The sequence below is a fragment of the Balneola sp. genome (genome assembly GCA_002694685.1).
Lineage (GTDB): Bacteria > Bacteroidota > Rhodothermia > Balneolales > Balneolaceae > Gracilimonas.
The window spans coordinates 76031-92956 of record NZMW01000016.1; the positions used below are offsets into that span (position 1 = coordinate 76031).

Annotated in this window: 10 protein-coding genes; 4 read left to right on the forward strand and 6 right to left on the reverse strand. The window is 41.4% G+C overall.

Features of this window, described 5'->3' with window-relative positions:
- Nucleotides 1–100 precede the first annotated feature (100 nt).
- The 4 genes from clpB to CL667_15705 all read right to left on the reverse strand — a co-directional run bounded on the left by clpB (nucleotide 101) and on the right by CL667_15705 (nucleotide 6915).
- Nucleotides 101–2740, reverse strand: coding sequence for an ATP-dependent chaperone ClpB (clpB, locus tag CL667_15690; GenBank protein MAL19140.1), 2640 nt, complete (start codon nucleotides 2738–2740; stop codon nucleotides 101–103).
- 472 nt (nucleotides 2741–3212) lie between these two features.
- On the reverse strand, nucleotides 3213–4673 hold the full coding sequence (locus CL667_15695; GenBank protein ID MAL19141.1) for a hypothetical protein: 1461 nt from the start codon (nucleotides 4671–4673) through the stop codon (nucleotides 3213–3215).
- Nucleotides 4674–4835: 162 nt separating this feature from the next.
- Nucleotides 4836–5264, reverse strand: a complete 429-nt coding sequence (locus tag CL667_15700) for a heat-shock protein Hsp20 (GenBank protein ID MAL19142.1) — start codon at nucleotides 5262–5264, stop codon at nucleotides 4836–4838.
- A gap of 292 nt (nucleotides 5265–5556) precedes the next feature.
- A complete protein-coding gene (locus CL667_15705; protein ID MAL19143.1) occupies nucleotides 5557–6915 on the reverse strand; it encodes a 3-deoxy-7-phosphoheptulonate synthase class II in 1359 nt (452 codons plus the stop codon).
- Nucleotides 6916–7032: 117 nt separating this feature from the next.
- Here CL667_15705 and CL667_15710 point away from each other — a divergent pair, with 117 nt between their 5' ends.
- Nucleotides 7033–8328, forward strand: coding sequence for an adenylate/guanylate cyclase domain-containing response regulator (locus tag CL667_15710; protein MAL19144.1), 1296 nt, complete (start codon nucleotides 7033–7035; stop codon nucleotides 8326–8328).
- Between the two features lie 182 nt (nucleotides 8329–8510).
- Nucleotides 8511–11348 (forward strand): excinuclease ABC subunit A, encoded by a 2838-nt coding sequence (locus tag CL667_15715; protein ID MAL19145.1) that lies wholly within the window; start codon nucleotides 8511–8513, stop codon nucleotides 11346–11348.
- Between the two features lie 4 nt (nucleotides 11349–11352).
- Here CL667_15715 and CL667_15720 read toward each other — a convergent pair whose 3' ends face one another.
- Together CL667_15720 and CL667_15725 are read right to left on the reverse strand one after the other, a co-directional pair.
- On the reverse strand, nucleotides 11353–12276 hold the full coding sequence (locus CL667_15720; protein MAL19146.1) for an L-lactate dehydrogenase: 924 nt from the start codon (nucleotides 12274–12276) through the stop codon (nucleotides 11353–11355).
- A gap of 35 nt (nucleotides 12277–12311) precedes the next feature.
- Nucleotides 12312–14192 carry a hypothetical protein gene (locus CL667_15725; GenBank protein ID MAL19147.1) on the reverse strand — a complete coding sequence of 627 codons (1881 nt, stop codon included), beginning with the start codon at nucleotides 14190–14192 and terminating at the stop codon, nucleotides 12312–12314.
- Between the two features lie 192 nt (nucleotides 14193–14384).
- Here CL667_15725 and CL667_15730 point away from each other — a divergent pair, with 192 nt between their 5' ends.
- Together CL667_15730 and CL667_15735 are read left to right on the forward strand one after the other, a co-directional pair.
- Nucleotides 14385–16199 (forward strand): hypothetical protein, encoded by a 1815-nt coding sequence (locus CL667_15730; GenBank protein MAL19148.1) that lies wholly within the window; start codon nucleotides 14385–14387, stop codon nucleotides 16197–16199.
- Nucleotides 16200–16242: 43 nt separating this feature from the next.
- Nucleotides 16243–16914 (forward strand): DNA-binding response regulator, encoded by a 672-nt coding sequence (locus tag CL667_15735; protein MAL19149.1) that lies wholly within the window; start codon nucleotides 16243–16245, stop codon nucleotides 16912–16914.
- Nucleotides 16915–16926 lie beyond the last annotated feature (12 nt).

Sequence of the window (16926 nt, forward strand, 5' to 3'; positions counted from 1 at the left end):
AAATCGAATAGTTATCATTCAAAATAGGAAACATTGAATTCCTTAACCTCAATAAATACATCATTCAATGTTCCTTGTTCGATATTCAATATTCGTCAGTTCAATCCTCTTCCGCCCACGCTTCCACATCATCCAGTACCTCGGCAAAATCAATGCCGTCTTTGGCTTTATTGATGGTAGCTTCGTAATGCACTGCACCTTCTTCATCCCGGCTAATCAACTGTTTAGCCAGCTTATTGGTGATGTTTTGCTGTATCACTCGTTTTAACGGGCGTGCACCATAAACCGGATCGTAACCGCGGATAGCCAGCCAGTCTTTCACGTTGTCCGAGACATCCAGCACTACATTGTTTTTCTTGAGCATTTCATGAACCCTTCTAAGTTGAATATCCACAATAGAACGAATGTGTTCTTTTCCAAGCGGATGGAATACAATGGTGTCATCCACGCGGTTTAGAAACTCTGGACGAATTGTTTGCTTAAGCTGATCAATGAGCTTGTTTTGAAGCTCTTCATATTTCTGATCAGAAAGCTCTCCTCCTGATTTCTCAATTTCATTTGAAATGAGATGAGAACCGATATTCGAAGTCATGATAATGATGGTGTTTTTGAAATCCACCGTCACGCCTTTATTGTCGGTCAGGCGGCCTTCATCCAGCACCTGCAACAGAATGTTGAATACATCCGGGTGGGCTTTCTCAATTTCATCCAGCAAAATTACAGAGTAAGGATGGCGCCGGGCAGCTTCGGTTAGCTGTCCACCTTCATCATAACCCACATATCCCGGAGGCGCACCAACCAGGCGACTTACACTGTGCTTTTCCATGTACTCACTCATATCGATGCGAATCATTGCTTGTTCGTCGTTGAACAAAAAGTCAGCCAGTGAACGAGCCAGTTCAGTTTTACCCACACCGGTGGAACCTAAGAAGAAGAAGGAACCGATTGGCTTCTGTTCGTCTTGGAGTCCGGCACGAGAACGACGCACAGCGTCAGAAACAGCCTCAATTGCTTTATCCTGTCCAATCACTCGTTTGTGTAACTCATCCTCCAGCAGAAGTAATTTCTTGCGTTCGCTCTCCAGCATTTTACGTACGGGAATTCCGGTCCATCGCGCTACAATATCAGCGATATCTTCGGCATCAACTTCCTCTTTAAGCAGTGCTTGATTTTCCTGCATATCGTCCAGCTTCTGCTGTGACTCTTGAAGGTCATTTTCCAGCTGAGCGATAGTACCATATCTCAGCTCAGCAACTTTCTCATAGTTTCCTTGACGTTCAGCTTTATCCGCTTCATTTCGGGAAGTGTCAATCACTTGCTTGAGTTCACGTACTCTTTGAATCAGTTCACGTTCCTGCTCCCACTGCACGCGCATAGTCTTACGCTCTTCTTCTAAATCGGCCAGCTCTTTTTCAATCCCTTTCATTTTGGACTGATCTTTTTCACGCTTCAAAGCCTCACGTTCAATTTCCAACTGACGGATTTGCCGTTCCAGTGCGTCCAGCTCTTCAGGCAGTGAATCTATTTGTAACCGTAACCGGGACGCGGCTTCATCAATAAGGTCAATGGCTTTATCCGGCAAGAACCGATCGGCAATATATCTGTGTGAGAGTTCAGCAGCTGCAACCACGGCGGCATCGGTAATTCGAACTCCGTGGTGAACTTCATATCGTTCTTGTAATCCACGCAAAATGGAAACGGTATCTTCCACAGAAGGCTCGCCTACCAACACAGTCTGCAATCTTCTCTCAAGCGCTTTGTCTTTTTCGATGTACTTGCGATACTCGTCCAGTGTAGTTGCGCCGATAGCATGAAGCTCTCCCCGAGCAAGCGCCGGCTTTAGGATATTAGCCGCGTCCATAGCTCCTTCAGTGGCACCCGCACCAACTAGTGTGTGAATTTCATCAATAAAGAGAATGACCTCTCCATCGGAATCGGTAACGTCTTTAACAACGGCCTTCAGGCGTTCCTCAAATTCACCCCGGAATTTAGTTCCAGCAACTAATGAACCCATATCCAAGGCTACGATTCTTTTGGTTTTCAAGCCTTCCGGTACATCGCCCCGAATAATACGAAGTGCCATACCTTCGGCAATAGCGGTTTTACCAACACCCGGTTCACCAATTAATACCGGATTGTTTTTAGTCCGGCGACTCAGGATTTGCATCACTCTGCGGATCTCCTGATCTCGTCCGATAACAGGATCAAGTTTATTCTTTTCAGCCAGTTCGTTTAAGTCACGGGCATATTTTTTGAGTGCACCATAGCGACTTTCCGCGTTTGGGTCATCCACTGTCTGATTGCCACGAACGTCTTTGAGTACTTTTAGAATATTTTCTTTGGTAACGCCTTGGTCTTTCAGCAAATTAGCGACCTCTCCTTTCACACTCGTCATCCCAATAAGAACATGCTCGGAACTGATATATTCATCTCCAAGTTTGCCCCCTTCTTTTTGAGCGACATCAAACAGCTGTTTGCTTGTGTTAGATAGATATTGTCCTGAGACAGAGGCACCTTGTACATTAGGCAAACGCTCTAAGGCTGAATCCACAACTTTTTGGATAGCCGCAGGGTTTGCACCAAGTTTCCCTAGTATGGTATTTACGATACTGTCCTGATCGGAAAGAAATGCTTTTAAAATATGGGCAGGTTCTACAGCTTGATTGTTGCTGCTTTGTGCTATTTCTATAGCTTTTTGAACGGCCTCTTGAGCCTTTAGTGTAAATTTATTCAGATTCATAATAGATCTCCTTTTTTCTCTTTTCTACTGAGATAATGACCAAAATCGTGCCCACTCAAGAATATTGACAGAATTACAGTATTTAAAAATTTTGAACAAACGCCTGATCTTGTGCTTGAGATCTTGCTTATTTAACTACCATATGAATAAGATATTTAGAGATCAATTCAGTAATGAATCTTGTGTACTGAGGTCTTTTTTATAGATAAGCTTACCAAGACCACGAATTTATAAGGCATAAAAAAACCCCGAACTGTATCAGAGTTCAGGGTTTGGGTTTTTCGGGGTACAAAATCTTAAAAAAAACTTACACGCTAAAGATACAAAATGTTTAAAATAATATGCTTGTAATTTTTAGTAAATCGTTAAGCCTAAAAATATTAGCACTAATCCACCTGTCATAAAAACCCCGGTCCGTATCAGGGACCAAGGTTTGGGTTTTCGGGGTACAAATTCAAAGTCTTATTATAGGTTATAGCTCAAATGCTATGTATTGTTCCAAATCATTTCTAAGAACAGTTAACAAAATAATGTTGCCTTCTGCTTCTTCTATTTCGTCATAAAAATCAGATGCTGAATCAATGGCTTCTCTACCGACTTCAGTGATTACATCTTCACTTCTAAGCCCCCTCTCGTAGGCGTTACTTCCATCGCTGACATTTAGAACAACAACTCCTTCCGTTTCGTTTGCTATATCCAGTTGTCGTCGGATATCAGAATTCAGATCTCTTACCGTGAAGCCAAGTCGCTCATCTATACTTTCCTGAGCTTGTGAATTACCCGCTGCCATTGACTCGCCCGGTCTCTCTCCTAACGTGACAACCAGTTCCATAGTATCTCCGCCTCTGATAATACCCAAAGTAATTTCATCTCCGGGTTTGAAAACAGCAATACTTGTTCTGAAACTATTCCAATCTCTGATTTTATTTTCATTGAGAGAAACAATTACATCTTTGGCTTCAAGGCCGGCCTCATCAGCAGGACTGTCATCTTCGACACGCCCTACAATAATACCACGCTCATTATCTAAACCAAGAGCTTTTGCCATGGTCTGATCTACCTCACCGGCCATATACATACCAAGATATCCGCGGGATACTTCCCCATCTTCAATCAGGTCGTTCATAATTCGTTTGGCAAGATTGATCGGGATAGCAAAGCCGATACCATCATTACCGCCTGAACGAGAAGCAATAGCAGAATTGATTCCTACTAATTGGCCATTGATATCAATCAACGCTCCACCTGAATTTCCTGGGTTGATGGCAGCATCAGTTTGAATGTAATCACCATACTGAGTCAGGTTTGTCAGTGAACGCCCGCGTGCACTCACAATTCCAAATGAAACCGTGTGAGCCAAATCTTCTGATAGCGGACTTCCAATAGCCAATACAAAAGAACCGACTTTGGCATTATCGCTATTACCCAGTTCCAGTGCGGGTGGGTTATCCATATCAATTTGAAGAACTGCAATATCCGTTTCAGGATCCGTTCCTATCAGCTCTGCATCTACTTCATTTCCATTAAACAGACGAACTCTAATTTCATCGGTATCTGCAATTACGTGATTGTTGGTAAGAATGTATCCTTCATCAGAAACAACCACTCCGGAACCAAGCCCACGCTGCACTCGCTCTCTAGTTTGTCCTTCATCCTGCGGATTTCCAAAGAACTGAGAAAAAGGATTCACAACCCTAACTTCCTGCGTTCTTTTGGTTGTTATTGTTACTACAGATGGATTTGTTTTCTCAGCTATGTCAACAATAGCGTCATTAAAATCTTTAAGCGAAGCTGCTGGTCTGTTCTCAGCAGATTCAACTTTGGTATCATTATTCGATAACGAAACTGCATTATCATTTGTGGCCATATTGAAACCTAACAACACAAGTACTGCTGCGGCCACCCCAAATATATTTCTTACTGTGGTATTCATATGTATGATGATTTGATTCTTATTAATCGATTGCGGTATGTACAACGCATTAACATTTTAAAATTGTGCACATCCACAAACCTTTACATTTCAACCGATATAAAAAAGAAACCGAAGCCCCGATCATGGGACTTCGGTTGCCTTAACCTAATAATGGACAGATTATGATATCTTGATCTGCTTCTTAACTTTTTGCTCGCTCTTTGCAATGGTAATATTCAGTATTCCATTTTCGTAAGCGGCTTCTATACTCTCTTCATCAATAGAATCCGGCAGTTGGAAAGAGCGACTAAAAGAACCATATCCTGATTCTAAGCGATGGTAGTTTTTACCATTTTCTTCATTTTCGAATTTTCGCTCGCCGCTAATTGTAAGGCGACCGTGCTCTAGATCAACTGTGATATCATCTTTGTTTACACCTGGTATCGTTACTGAAATCTCGAAATTATCTCCAGTCTCAGAAATGTCTACGCTCGGTGTAAATGAATCTTTTCTGTAATTCAGAGAATCATTAAAGAACTCGTCTAATACATCACTGAATCGTTTTGAATGAAGATCAACGTTGGGTCGGTTATATTTCAAAAGTGCCATAATTAACCTCGTAATTGAGTTTTTTGGTTCATTTATTCACTCATAATATTGCAAGGCACATGCCAACAAAAGAGAAGATCTGGTATGCTGACAGACGGACAAACTAAACCTGTTGATTTTTCAGTTTGCTAAATCACGTTAGAAAAGTTGACAGAGTGAAAAGGAAAAGTCTGACAGACTAAAACCAAAAATGGCAGAAATGAGATGTTAGGTTTTAGTAACAAGGTGTTAGTGCTTTGCTTTACCTGAATTGCAAAACACTAACAACTAAAACCTTGCACCTAGAACATAATTACAAATAACTCTTCTTCCATTCTCGGGCTACAAGAAAGGCCATTTCGAGACTTTGTTCGTAGTTAAGGCGAGGATCACAGAAGGTCTCATAATTTCGCTGAAGCTCTTTTTCGGCTAAACCTTTAGCTCCGCCCACACATTCAGTCACATTATCACCGGTAAGCTCGAGGTGAACACCGCCAAGGTAACTTCCCTCTGCACGGTGAATATCAAATGCGGAACGAACTTCGCTTATAATATCATCGAAGTTTCGGGTTTTGATTCCGCCATCAGTACTGAACGTATTTCCATGCATAGGATCAGAACTCCAAACAACAGGGAAGCCTTCCCGGCGAACAGCTTTTATCAAATCTGGCAGTTCTTTCTCAATAATGTCTTTTCCAAAACGGGTAATCAATACAATCTTGCCTGCTTCGTGATTCGGATTCAGTGTCTCAATCAACTTGAGCGTTTCATCAATTTCAAAAGGCGGGCCAATCTTAATCCCCACCGGATTATTGATCCCTTTAAAATATTCTACATGAGCACCATCCAAATCACGGGTTCGGTTCCCTAACCAAACCATGTGTGCACTTAAATTAAAATGTCCGGCTTTACGAGGCACTGCTCTTGTTTGAGCTGAATCATAATAAAGGTTCAGTGCTTCGTGAGAAGTATAAAAGTCTACTTTCTGCAGCGTTGAAAAAGTATCGGGCGCAATGGATTCAACAAACCGAACGGCTTTGGTAATCGATTTCACCATGTCTTCATACTCAGCGTAATACTCGTTGTTTTGCATGAAGTCGAGTTCCCATTGTTCGGGATGATGTAAATCAGCAAAACCCTCGTCAGCCAGTGCTCTCAAAAAATTGAGTGTTAAACCAGCTTTGTGATATCCTTCCAATAATCGTTGTGGGTCTGGAGTACGAATTCCTGATTCAGATTCATAGCCATTGATAAGGTCACCACGGTAGTTATGGATCTCTTCCCCATTTACGGTTTCAAAGTCATTAGATCGGGGTTTGGCATACTGGCCTGCAATTCGCCCTACTCTTAAAACAGGAACGCCCATTTCATGAATTAATATGAAACTTGTTTGAAGAAGCACCTTCACCATATTTACTATTTTAGGTGCCTTAGTTGCGTTAAAACTTTCTGCACAATCACCACCCTGCAGCAGAAAAGATTTGCCGGCAGCAACATTTGCTAGTTTCTTTTTTAACGCCTCAATTTCCCAGGACGTAACCAGCGGGGGAAGCGACTTAAGCGTTTCAAAACTATGTTCCAGCTCATCCTGATTGGGATAATCAGGAAGCTGCTTAACGGGTTTCTCTTTCCAGGAAGTGGGGGTCCAATTCTTATGTGCTACTTCTTGCATAGGTAAATTTATTGAGTGAGCGGATAAACTATCGGTTTTTTGGCGTTAATGCTTAAAATTCTTGCACATTGTTTTGCTCAATCGAATATATTAAGGTCGAATTCTAAAAAACATACCATGTTAGAAACAAAACCACGCATATTGGTGGTAGATGACCATCCGGCTCTTGTAACGTTGACAAGACACAAGCTAATTCAAAAAGGGTACGAAGTTTTAACAGCACAAAATGGGGAAGACGCGCTAGAACTGACGCGCACGGAATATCCGGATCTCATTTTAAGTGATGTTGATATGCTTGTCATGGATGGCTTTGAACTCTGTGAAAGGGTTAAGCATGATTCCAGGCTTAATAAGATTCCAATCATCTTAGTTACCTCGATGGTAACTACTGAGTATATCATGAAAGGTATCGAGGCCGGCGCCGACAATTATCTAACTAAACCTTATGATGATGAAACTCTGCACAGCAAAATTGAAGAGCTTCTTTTAAATCCCCCCATTCCAATTACTGACGAAGATACGGTCGGTGTTGAAATAGAAGGCAAAACCTATCAAATACATGCTAATTATTCACATCTGGTCAATCTTCTGATTTCTACCTACAAAAATACACTTGGACAGAATAATCAGCTTAGCAAGATGCAAAGTGGGTTAAACGCGGCCAACAAAGAGCTTGAGCTTACCAAGAAAGAGCATGAAGAACTCATTCATAACATCTTCCCACAAAAAGTAGCCGAGAACTTATTGGCCTATGGGACAGTCACTCCTGAGCGATATGAAGATGCCACCATTATGTTTACCGATTTTGAAGGATTTACCAAGGTGGTACCAACTTTATCTCCCGAAAAACTTATTGAAAGCCTCTCCTTTTATTTTGACCGGTTTGACGACTACACCGGCCAGCATAATTTGATCAAAATTAAAACCATTGGCGATAGCTACATGGCTGCCGGAGGAATTCCTGATCGCAATCACTCCCATCCAATCGATGCTATTTTAGCAGCGCTGAAGATTGTTGATTTCGTCAAAACATTTGGTGAGAAAAATCAGTCCGATACTCCTTACCTGCCTATTCGCATTGGTATCCATACCGGAAAAACTGTAGTTGGAGTAATTGGGAAATCACGTTTTGCTTATGATTTGTGGGGCGAGACCGTAAACCTCGCAGCGCGACTGGAAGAACATTCAGGGGAAAACGCCATTAACATCTCGCAGATAACTTATGAGCGTGTTAAAGATTTCTTTGTGTGTGAGTCGAGGGGTAATGTTGAAACCAAATACACGGGAAAAATCCCTATGTATTATGTTACACGCATTAAAGAAGATCTTTCTGAGGATGACGAAGGACTATTCCCAAATCGCTTATTCATCCGTGAATATAATAGCCTGATAAGAAAGCAAGCAGAGAACTAGTTCAGGTTTTTGTTTTGATTTGTTCTGAACCCAGTGAGTAGAATTCACCCCATAATTTGAAGATTTAAGTTCCGACACTTCAGTATTTCATCCTTCCGAAATCTTTATCAAAAAGGAATGAAGGAATTCCAAGCTCTGTTTTGTATTTTTTGAAGTTCTGAAATTCCAAAATCCGAGAGACTTTGCAACACAATATTGTAGTACGTGGCGCCCGCGAACACAACCTCAAAAATATTGACATTGACATTCCCCGCAATCAGCTGGTTGTAATTACCGGTCTTTCCGGTTCCGGGAAATCATCGCTCGCTTTCGATACCATTTATGCTGAAGGTCAGCGCCGGTTTCTGGAATCCCTTTCTGCTTATGCACGGCAGTTTCTTGGAATGATGGAACGCCCTGCTGTCGATTTCATTGATGGTCTCTCTCCTGTTATCTCCATCGATCAAAAAACAACCAACCGAAATCCCCGGTCTACGGTAGGTACGGTTACTGAAATCTATGACTTCCTTCGCCTGCTCTATGCACGTATTGGAGTGCCCTATTCTTATAAAACAGGGAATGAGATGAAGAAACAGTCGGCTGATCAGGTAGTACAGGCCGTGATGGATATGCCGGAAGGAACCAAAGCTTATTGTTTAGCTCCTGTAGTACGCGGTAGAAAAGGGCATTATCGTGAACTCTTTGAACAGACTATCAAACAAGGATTTGTACAGGCTCGAATCGACGGCGAGTTTCGGGACCTTGAAGACGATATGAAACTGGATCGATACAAAACGCACAATATTGAAATTGTGGTCGACCGGTTTGTGATTTCTGAGAAAAGTGAAAAACGTATAGCCGAAAGCATCCGCCTTGCTCTTGAAATGGCTGATGGAAATGTGATCCTTGCCATAAAGGGTGAAGATGAAACCAAAGACCGCCTCTTTTCCCAAAAGCTTTTTGATCCCGAAAGTGGACTGGCTTACGAAGATCCCGCTCCAAACTTATTTTCCTTTAACTCACCCTATGGAAACTGCAAAAAATGTGAAGGCCTTGGATATACCTATGATGTAAGTTGGGATTTGCTCGTTCCTAATAAAGACCAAAGCGTTGAAGATGGAGGTATTCGCTTTCTTGGGGCGCCTCGGGATATTTTCGTATTCAAACAGCTCAAAGCTATTTTTGACACTTTTGATGCCGATTTTGAAACACCCATAAAAGATTATCCTCAAGAGCTAATTGATATTCTGATGAACGGGAGCGGCGATAAAAAATATTCCGTCAGCTACGATTTCAAAGACAATTCGGTGAACTATAAGCATAAGTTTGAAGGGCTCCGAAATACTATAAAAGATCAGTATCAAAACAGTAAATCCAACAAACAGCGCGATAAAGCCAAAGCATTCATGGATAAGATTACTTGTCCCAAGTGTGAAGGCGGCCGACTGAATAAGGAAGCTTTATCCTATCGGATTGACGGTCATAATATCCACGATCTTGTTCAGAAAGATATTCAGGAATTGCGGGATACCCTCTATGGCATCAACTTAAATGAGCGCCAGCAGATTATTGGGAATCAGGTTTTAAAGGAAATTCGGGATCGGCTCGATTTCTTACTCAATGTTGGATTAACCTATCTAAGTCTGGATCGTGAAGCGCAAACCCTCAGTGGCGGAGAAGCTCAGCGGATTCGTTTGGCTACCCAGATCGGAACACAGCTTGTTGGAGTGCTCTATATTTTGGATGAACCCAGTATTGGACTTCACCAACGAGATAACATCAAACTGATTAAATCTCTGGAAACGCTCCGCGACCTCGGTAATAGCGTAATTGTTGTAGAACATGATCGTGAGACCATTGAACACGCAGACTTTGTGGCTGACATGGGACCAGGTGCAGGCGTTAATGGCGGCTATATTGTAACTGCCGGCAAACCTGATGAACTCGATCCCGAATCAAGCACCGCCCGATTCTTAAGAGATGAGGAAGTTATTGAGGTACCTGAAGAGCGAAGGAAGGGCAATGACAAATCAGTCAAAGTCACGAATGCCCGAGGTCATAATCTCCAGCATCAGGATTTAGAAGTGCCCCTCGGTAAATTTATTTGTGTGACCGGTGTGAGTGGAAGCGGTAAGAGCTCGCTTATCAACCAAACATTAGTACCTATTCTCTCCAATTATTTCTATAAATCAAAAACTGTTCCTCTTCCCTACGATGGAATTGAGGGCATTGATAATGTAGATAAGATTATTTCCATTGATCAAAGTCCAATTGGCCGAACTCCGCGATCAAATCCCGGTACTTATACCAAGGTTTTTGACCATATTCGCCGACTGTTTGCCGAGTTGCCGGAATCTAAAATCCGGGGGTATGATCAGGGTCGCTTTTCTTTCAATGTGAAGGGTGGCCGTTGTGAAGAATGTAATGGAGATGGCGTCCGAAAAATCGAGATGAATTTTCTCCCTGATGTATATGTGACTTGTGAAACGTGTAACGGAAAGCGATACAACCGCGAAACCCTCGAAATCTATTACAAAGGCAAAAACATTTCTGATGTATTGAAAATGCCGATTAGTGAGTCAGCAGAATTCTTTGATGCACAGCCTGCGATAAGCCGAATTCTGGGCACTTTGAATGATGTAGGATTAGGATACCTCACCTTAGGGCAATCTTCTACTACTCTTTCCGGAGGAGAAGCACAGCGCATTAAACTTGCCCGTGAACTTTCCAAAGTTGGAACCGGAGATACGCTTTATGTGATGGATGAACCTACTACCGGACTTCATTTTCAGGATGTTCGAATGCTGGTTAATGTGATTCAGCAACTCGTTGACAAAGGAAATACCGTGATGGTTATTGAGCATAATCTGGACCTCATCAAAGCAGCCGACTGGGTTATTGATATGGGCCCCGAAGGCGGACGCGGCGGCGGTGAAATTATTGCTACCGGTACACCGGAAGAAGTAGCTGAGGTTCAAAAATCAGAGACCGGTAAGTTTTTAAAGCAAGAGTTTGATCGATTAGAAAAACAATTGGCTTAAGATTTTATGAGTCTTTCACTTCGTTGATAGCTTTCTTCAAGACTTCAGCGGATTGTTGAAATTTTTCTTTTTCTCTATCATTCATTGTTATTTCGATGATGTCTTCAACCCCTTCAGAGGAAACAAGAGATGGTAGAGAGATAGCAACATCTTTCAGGCCAAAAGCCTCATCCTGAACGGTTGAAACCGTTACGATTCTGCGCTCATTTCTCAAAATCCATTTAAGTAAGGTGGCCGTTACCAGACCGATAGCATGGTTAGTTGCCCCTTTTCTCTTGATGATTTCGTATGCAGCTTTACGGACTTTTTCGGCTATTTCGTTCTCAAATTCTGACTCCCAATTCGGCCAGTCGCGAATCGGTTTTCCTCCAATATCAGCTCCTGACCATAGTACTACCTCGCTGTCTCCGTGTTCCCCCACAACATATGCATGAATACTTTTTGGATCTATATTCATCCGTGCTGCAACCATATCACGTAGTCGGGAGGTATCTAGGAAAGTGCCCGTGCCAATCACCTTTTCCTTTGGAAGACCCGTAAACTTCTGGTAATAATAAGTAAGTACATCCACAGGGTTTGACACAATTACTAAAATTCCTTTGAACCCTTCTAACTTTTCCGAGATGTCTTTAGCGATTCGGACATTGTCCTTTAGCAGATCAAGCCGGGATTCATTCTCACCTCCCCCTCTTCCTGCTGTCACAACAATGGCGTCACAATCAACCATCTCTTCAATCGAGGCCGGTTTTACTTTTGCACTAGGATAAAAAGATGAACCATGATTAAGGTCCATAGCTTCTCCCTCGGCAATATCCATATTCAAGTCGTTAACCAGCAAATTTTTACAGATTCCCCGATTCAAAATACTAATTGCTACGCTGGCTCCAACCCAGCCCATTCCAATGATACCAATAGAGTTTTTCATAATTAATTAACGATACTTAAGTCTTGTTAAATTAGATTCTAAATATTTGAATGAGATCCTTTTTCCTTCACTTTAAATGTAAATGTTAAGCTGAAGCCACTTTCTGTTTCCAATTTGTGATCAGCTCCGAGTTGGTCGAGTAATGTTTTAATGAGGGTCACACCCATTGTAGTTGAGCTTTCAAAGATGTCATCACTAAATCCTTTTCCATCATCTTTATAGATCACCTTTATTTCCCCTTTATCCTCCCGAAGGCTTATGCTGATGGTTCCCTCACCTTTATCAAATGCGTGTTTAAAAGAGTTTGTAATAAGTTCATTCAATAATAACCCAAGTGGAATCGCCTGATTAATATTTAGGTTTGTAGAATTGAATTCGTGTTTGAAAGAAATATGCTTTCCTCTGCTTTCAAACATTCCTCGGATACGATCAATCAGTTTTATAGCGTACTCTTCAAACGAAATCTCAGTAAAACTATCGGTATTGTAAAGCAGCTCGTGCACCCCGGATATAGAGAAGATCCGGTTTTGGGTTTGATTGAGAATTATTTTCAAATCTTCATCACTAAGCCCTTCTTTCTGTAGTTCGATCAACCCAACGATAATTGCCAGATTATTTTTTACCCGATGATGAACTTCTGAAAGCAGCACCTCTTTTTCATGTACTGAATTCTCTAGCTGCTCCTTGTACTCCTTCTCTTTAGTTACATCCTCAACGATAGCTAACATTTGCTTATTTTCTGAACTGTCGCCAATAATCTGACTTACGTTTAAGCGCAGATAAATAGGGCTGCCATCTTTTTTGAAACGAACAATATCTTTGTTCTTAATCTTCCCCTCATCCATGCCTATTTTCATAAGCTCTTCAAAGTGTTCTTTTTGATTATCAGGGACATGTGGCAAAAACTTCCCTAATGCCTCTTCCTGAGTCCACCCAAGCATCTCTTCGGCTGCTTTATTCCAAAAATCACTTACAATACCGTATTTATCAAGGGTATAAATAGCCATTGGGGATGATTCAATAAGTGCACGAATCCTTTGGTTAGCCCGATATGCAGATTTTTGAGCTACAAAAGCAGTTTGCATGAAATACAGCAAGATGGATATTATCAAACACATTAATAACCCTATTGTCAGGTTAAAAATGGAATTCAAGAATGAGTTTTCCTCCTCAAAAATGTAGTTTGGATACACGGTAACAGTCCAAGGATTCGAATTGGTGCCTGGAAGTTCTAAACTGTTTGATATGGCAAAATTTTTTGGGCTTGTATAATTGTTTGCTTCGTCGTAGCGATAAAAAAGTGTCCCCTGACCATCAACAATCTCGATGTGATACTGGTTTAAGCTTTTCATCACACTATTAAAGTCTGAAGTGAAATTCATACCCGCTGTGATCGTACCTTGTAAGTTGCCGTCATAATAAACGGGGGCATCCACCAAAAAAGCATTAGGCCCTTGGACAAGAGTCAACCAGTTAGTGAAATTGATCACAGAATCCCGGGTTGCCTGTATCCAGGTTGTATTTCTATAATCCAGTTTTGAAATATCCAACCCAATAGCTTCTTTGTTACTCTCAAAGGGTTCAACCTTTCGAATTACCATAGTGCTGTCAATCCATTCAACAAACCTAATAGATGAGTCTTGGCTGATGATGTTACTTGCATCATATTCCCAATAGTCGAAATAAGCTCCCTCGGTCACTTCCAATCTTTTTTTCAGATTCAACAAGCTGTTTATGTTTTCTTGAACCTTTCTTTCGAACTGAAGAGTTATGAGCTGGGCGGTTTCTTCTATTTTGTTAAGTTTTGTTTCCTGAATATTACGGTGATTACCCAGCCAGAGAAGTAGTACCAATACGCTAAGTACAACGCCGACAACGATGGAAACAAGTCCCCTATATTTTTCGATAAATTTGCCCAACGTTCTCGAATGAATAAATGTGATCTCTAAAATTATTCTCTACAGATAACCAAAATCTAAGAGAAAAACACTCTGTTTTGTTGTGGTAAAGACCTTTTCAACAAGATAAAAAAGCACAGTACTACATACTCTTTGTTTATTAATTCCATATAAATATATTTCCGCTGCTTTAAAATTTGGGGTAATTACTTTATGGGGATTTATAACAAAGGCTTTCTATTCTTTCTGTTTTTATTTTTTCTGTCCGGCACGGGTTTGACCTTCGGTCAAGATTCAGATAGTACAGCAGAAGTTACTATTGATTCTGCACGTGCTCTTACTTTTCAGTACATCACGAGTAAACCTGAGGAAGCTTTCACCTTTTTATATGAAGCCCAGCTTTTGGCTGAATCAGAAGATGAGAAGGAAGCAGTAGCTGAGATTCTGGCAAACATGTCGATCGCCAAAAGCTACTTGGGAGACTGGGACGAAAGCATTGAATATCGAATAAGATCCATCAGCTTATATGAAGAACTTGATATGCTTTTGGAAGCCGGAGATGGATTTGCTGAACTTGGCTGGGGCGTTAGGAGAAGAGATATGGACCGAGCTGAGTATTTTATGCAGCGTGGTATTCAGTTATTGAGAGCATTTCCACAATCTCGTGAGCTTTCAGATGCTTATAACAATTATGGCATTGTTAAGCTCAATCAGTCTCAAGTAGATAGCGCCATTTATTTTGTGAACCAATCACTCGATATAAAAGTCCAAAATAAAGACACCCTGGGGATTGCTTATTCATATGGATATTTAGGCAATGCCTACCAAGAATTAGAAGACTACGAACAGGCTATCGGCTATCTTCAGGAATCGTTTCGTTTAAAAGGTCAAATGAAAGATTCTTCCGGCATGGCCATTGATCTTACAAACATTGCTTCTCTATACCAGGAACAAGGCGATGTAGAATCTTCTTTTGACAATTTCCGGTCCTCGCTACAAATGGCATTAAACATCGACTACCATCATTTGGCAGAACATAATTTTAACCAGCTAGCCGGACTTTTTGAATCAAAGGCGATGTATGACTCAGCTCTGCATTATCAAAAATTGTTTAATTCTTTTCGGGAAGAAAGAGTAAACGAAAGTACCGATGCTCGGCTAGCTGAACTTGAAGTTCAATTCGAAACAGAACAGAAGGAAAAGGAATTAGCAATCAAGCAGGCAGAATTAAGCTCTGAGCAATTGAAAGTAAGGCAACAGAACTGGATTCTTAGCGCACTGGCAAGTGCTTTATTTGTAGGGTTTTTTATATCCGGCATGATTCTGCGCCAACAGAAAATTAAAAGGAAAAATGTTGAGCGGGAGAATGAACTCCAGATTCAGTTAGCAAAAGCAGAAATGGAGAATAAGATCCACAAAGAGCGGGAACGGATTTCCAGAGATCTGCACGATAACGTAGGGTCTCAAATTTCAAACCTGATAACCGGAATCGAAATTGGGAATTTGCATATTCAGAAAGACCAGCAAGATGAAGCGGTAAAAATCCTATCGGCTCTAGATACGGATGCCCGAAGTGCTATGGCCGATTTACGAGAAACTATCTGGCTTATGGATAAAGACAAAATTGACTTCTCCCAGTTTCTCGATCACATCAAGGAATACGTTGGCAAACAGCAGCGATATCTTGGAGACATGAAGGGAGAGGTCGTGTCTAACGTAGAAAAATCAATCAGTCTGAATCCAACCCTTTCTTTAAACCTCATGCGGATTATTCAGGAAGCACTGAATAATGCAAAAAAATACTCCAACGCGGATTGCCTTCAGATTCTTTTCGAGCAAAATGACAGTGGCTTAAATGTTATCATCAAGGATAATGGCTCCGGTTTTGACGTTGAGAAGTCGAAAAACAACGGCTACGGACTCATCAATATGCAAAAAAGGGCTGATAGTATGAGGGCTGATTTACAGGTTGAAAGTAGTCCTGGACAGGAAACCCAGATCACTCTTTCCATCCCTGATATACCCTGATTAAGGTATTTACCTTAGCCTATTAAATACGTTCTTTTGTGCAATGGATATACGAATAGGAATAGTTGAAGATCAGTTAAAAGTAGCCGAGCGGTTAAAAACCCGCTTATCTTTTTATGATCACCTGCAAATTGTGATGCATGCCACCAATGCCCGGGAAAGCATGGACATGCTCAACAGGTTACCCGACAGCATGCGGCCTCAGATCATTTTGATGGACATTGAAATGCCCGGTAAATCTGGCATCGAAGCAACTCGTGAAATCAAAGCTGCTTATCCGGAGATCGATATACTTATTCAAACGGTTTTTGAGGAAGAGGACAAGATATTTCAATCTATCCATGCAGGTGCTTCCGGATATCTACTCAAAGACGATCCGATCCAAAAGTATGTTGATGCCATGGAAGAGCTTATGGACGGCGGAGCAGCTCTATCTCCAAAAATTGCTTCCAAGCTGATGATGTACGTACAGAATGTTCAAGAGAGTAAATCAAAGAAAAAAGAAGAAGTACAAGCAGAGTTCTCCCTCACCGATCGGGAAATGGATATCCTGGAAGGTATTGTAGATGACCTAACTGCCGAACTTCTGGCTGATCGACTTTTTATAAGTCCACACACCGTTAGGGTGCATATAAAGAGTATCTACAAAAAGCTTCATGTTCACTCCCGGGCATCCGCAGTTCGCTTTGCTATTACCAAAGGCTTATTCTCATAAAAGCCATGTAAT

Bases quoted from the DNA above. Each gene is read 5' to 3' on its own strand.
- CL667_15730 (MAL19148.1), top strand. From the start codon at position 14,385: ATGGGGATTTATAACAAAGGCTTTCTATTCTTTCTGTTTTTATTTTTT.
- CL667_15695 (MAL19141.1), bottom strand. From the start codon at position 4,673: ATGAATACCACAGTAAGAAATATATTTGGGGTGGCCGCAGCAGTACTT.
- CL667_15700 (MAL19142.1), bottom strand. From the start codon at position 5,264: ATGGCACTTTTGAAATATAACCGACCCAACGTTGATCTTCATTCAAAA.
- CL667_15705 (MAL19143.1), bottom strand. From the start codon at position 6,915: ATGCAAGAAGTAGCACATAAGAATTGGACCCCCACTTCCTGGAAAGAG.
- CL667_15710 (MAL19144.1), top strand. From the start codon at position 7,033: ATGTTAGAAACAAAACCACGCATATTGGTGGTAGATGACCATCCGGCT.
- CL667_15735 (MAL19149.1), top strand. From the start codon at position 16,243: ATGGATATACGAATAGGAATAGTTGAAGATCAGTTAAAAGTAGCCGAG.
- clpB (MAL19140.1), bottom strand. From the start codon at position 2,740: ATGAATCTGAATAAATTTACACTAAAGGCTCAAGAGGCCGTTCAAAAA.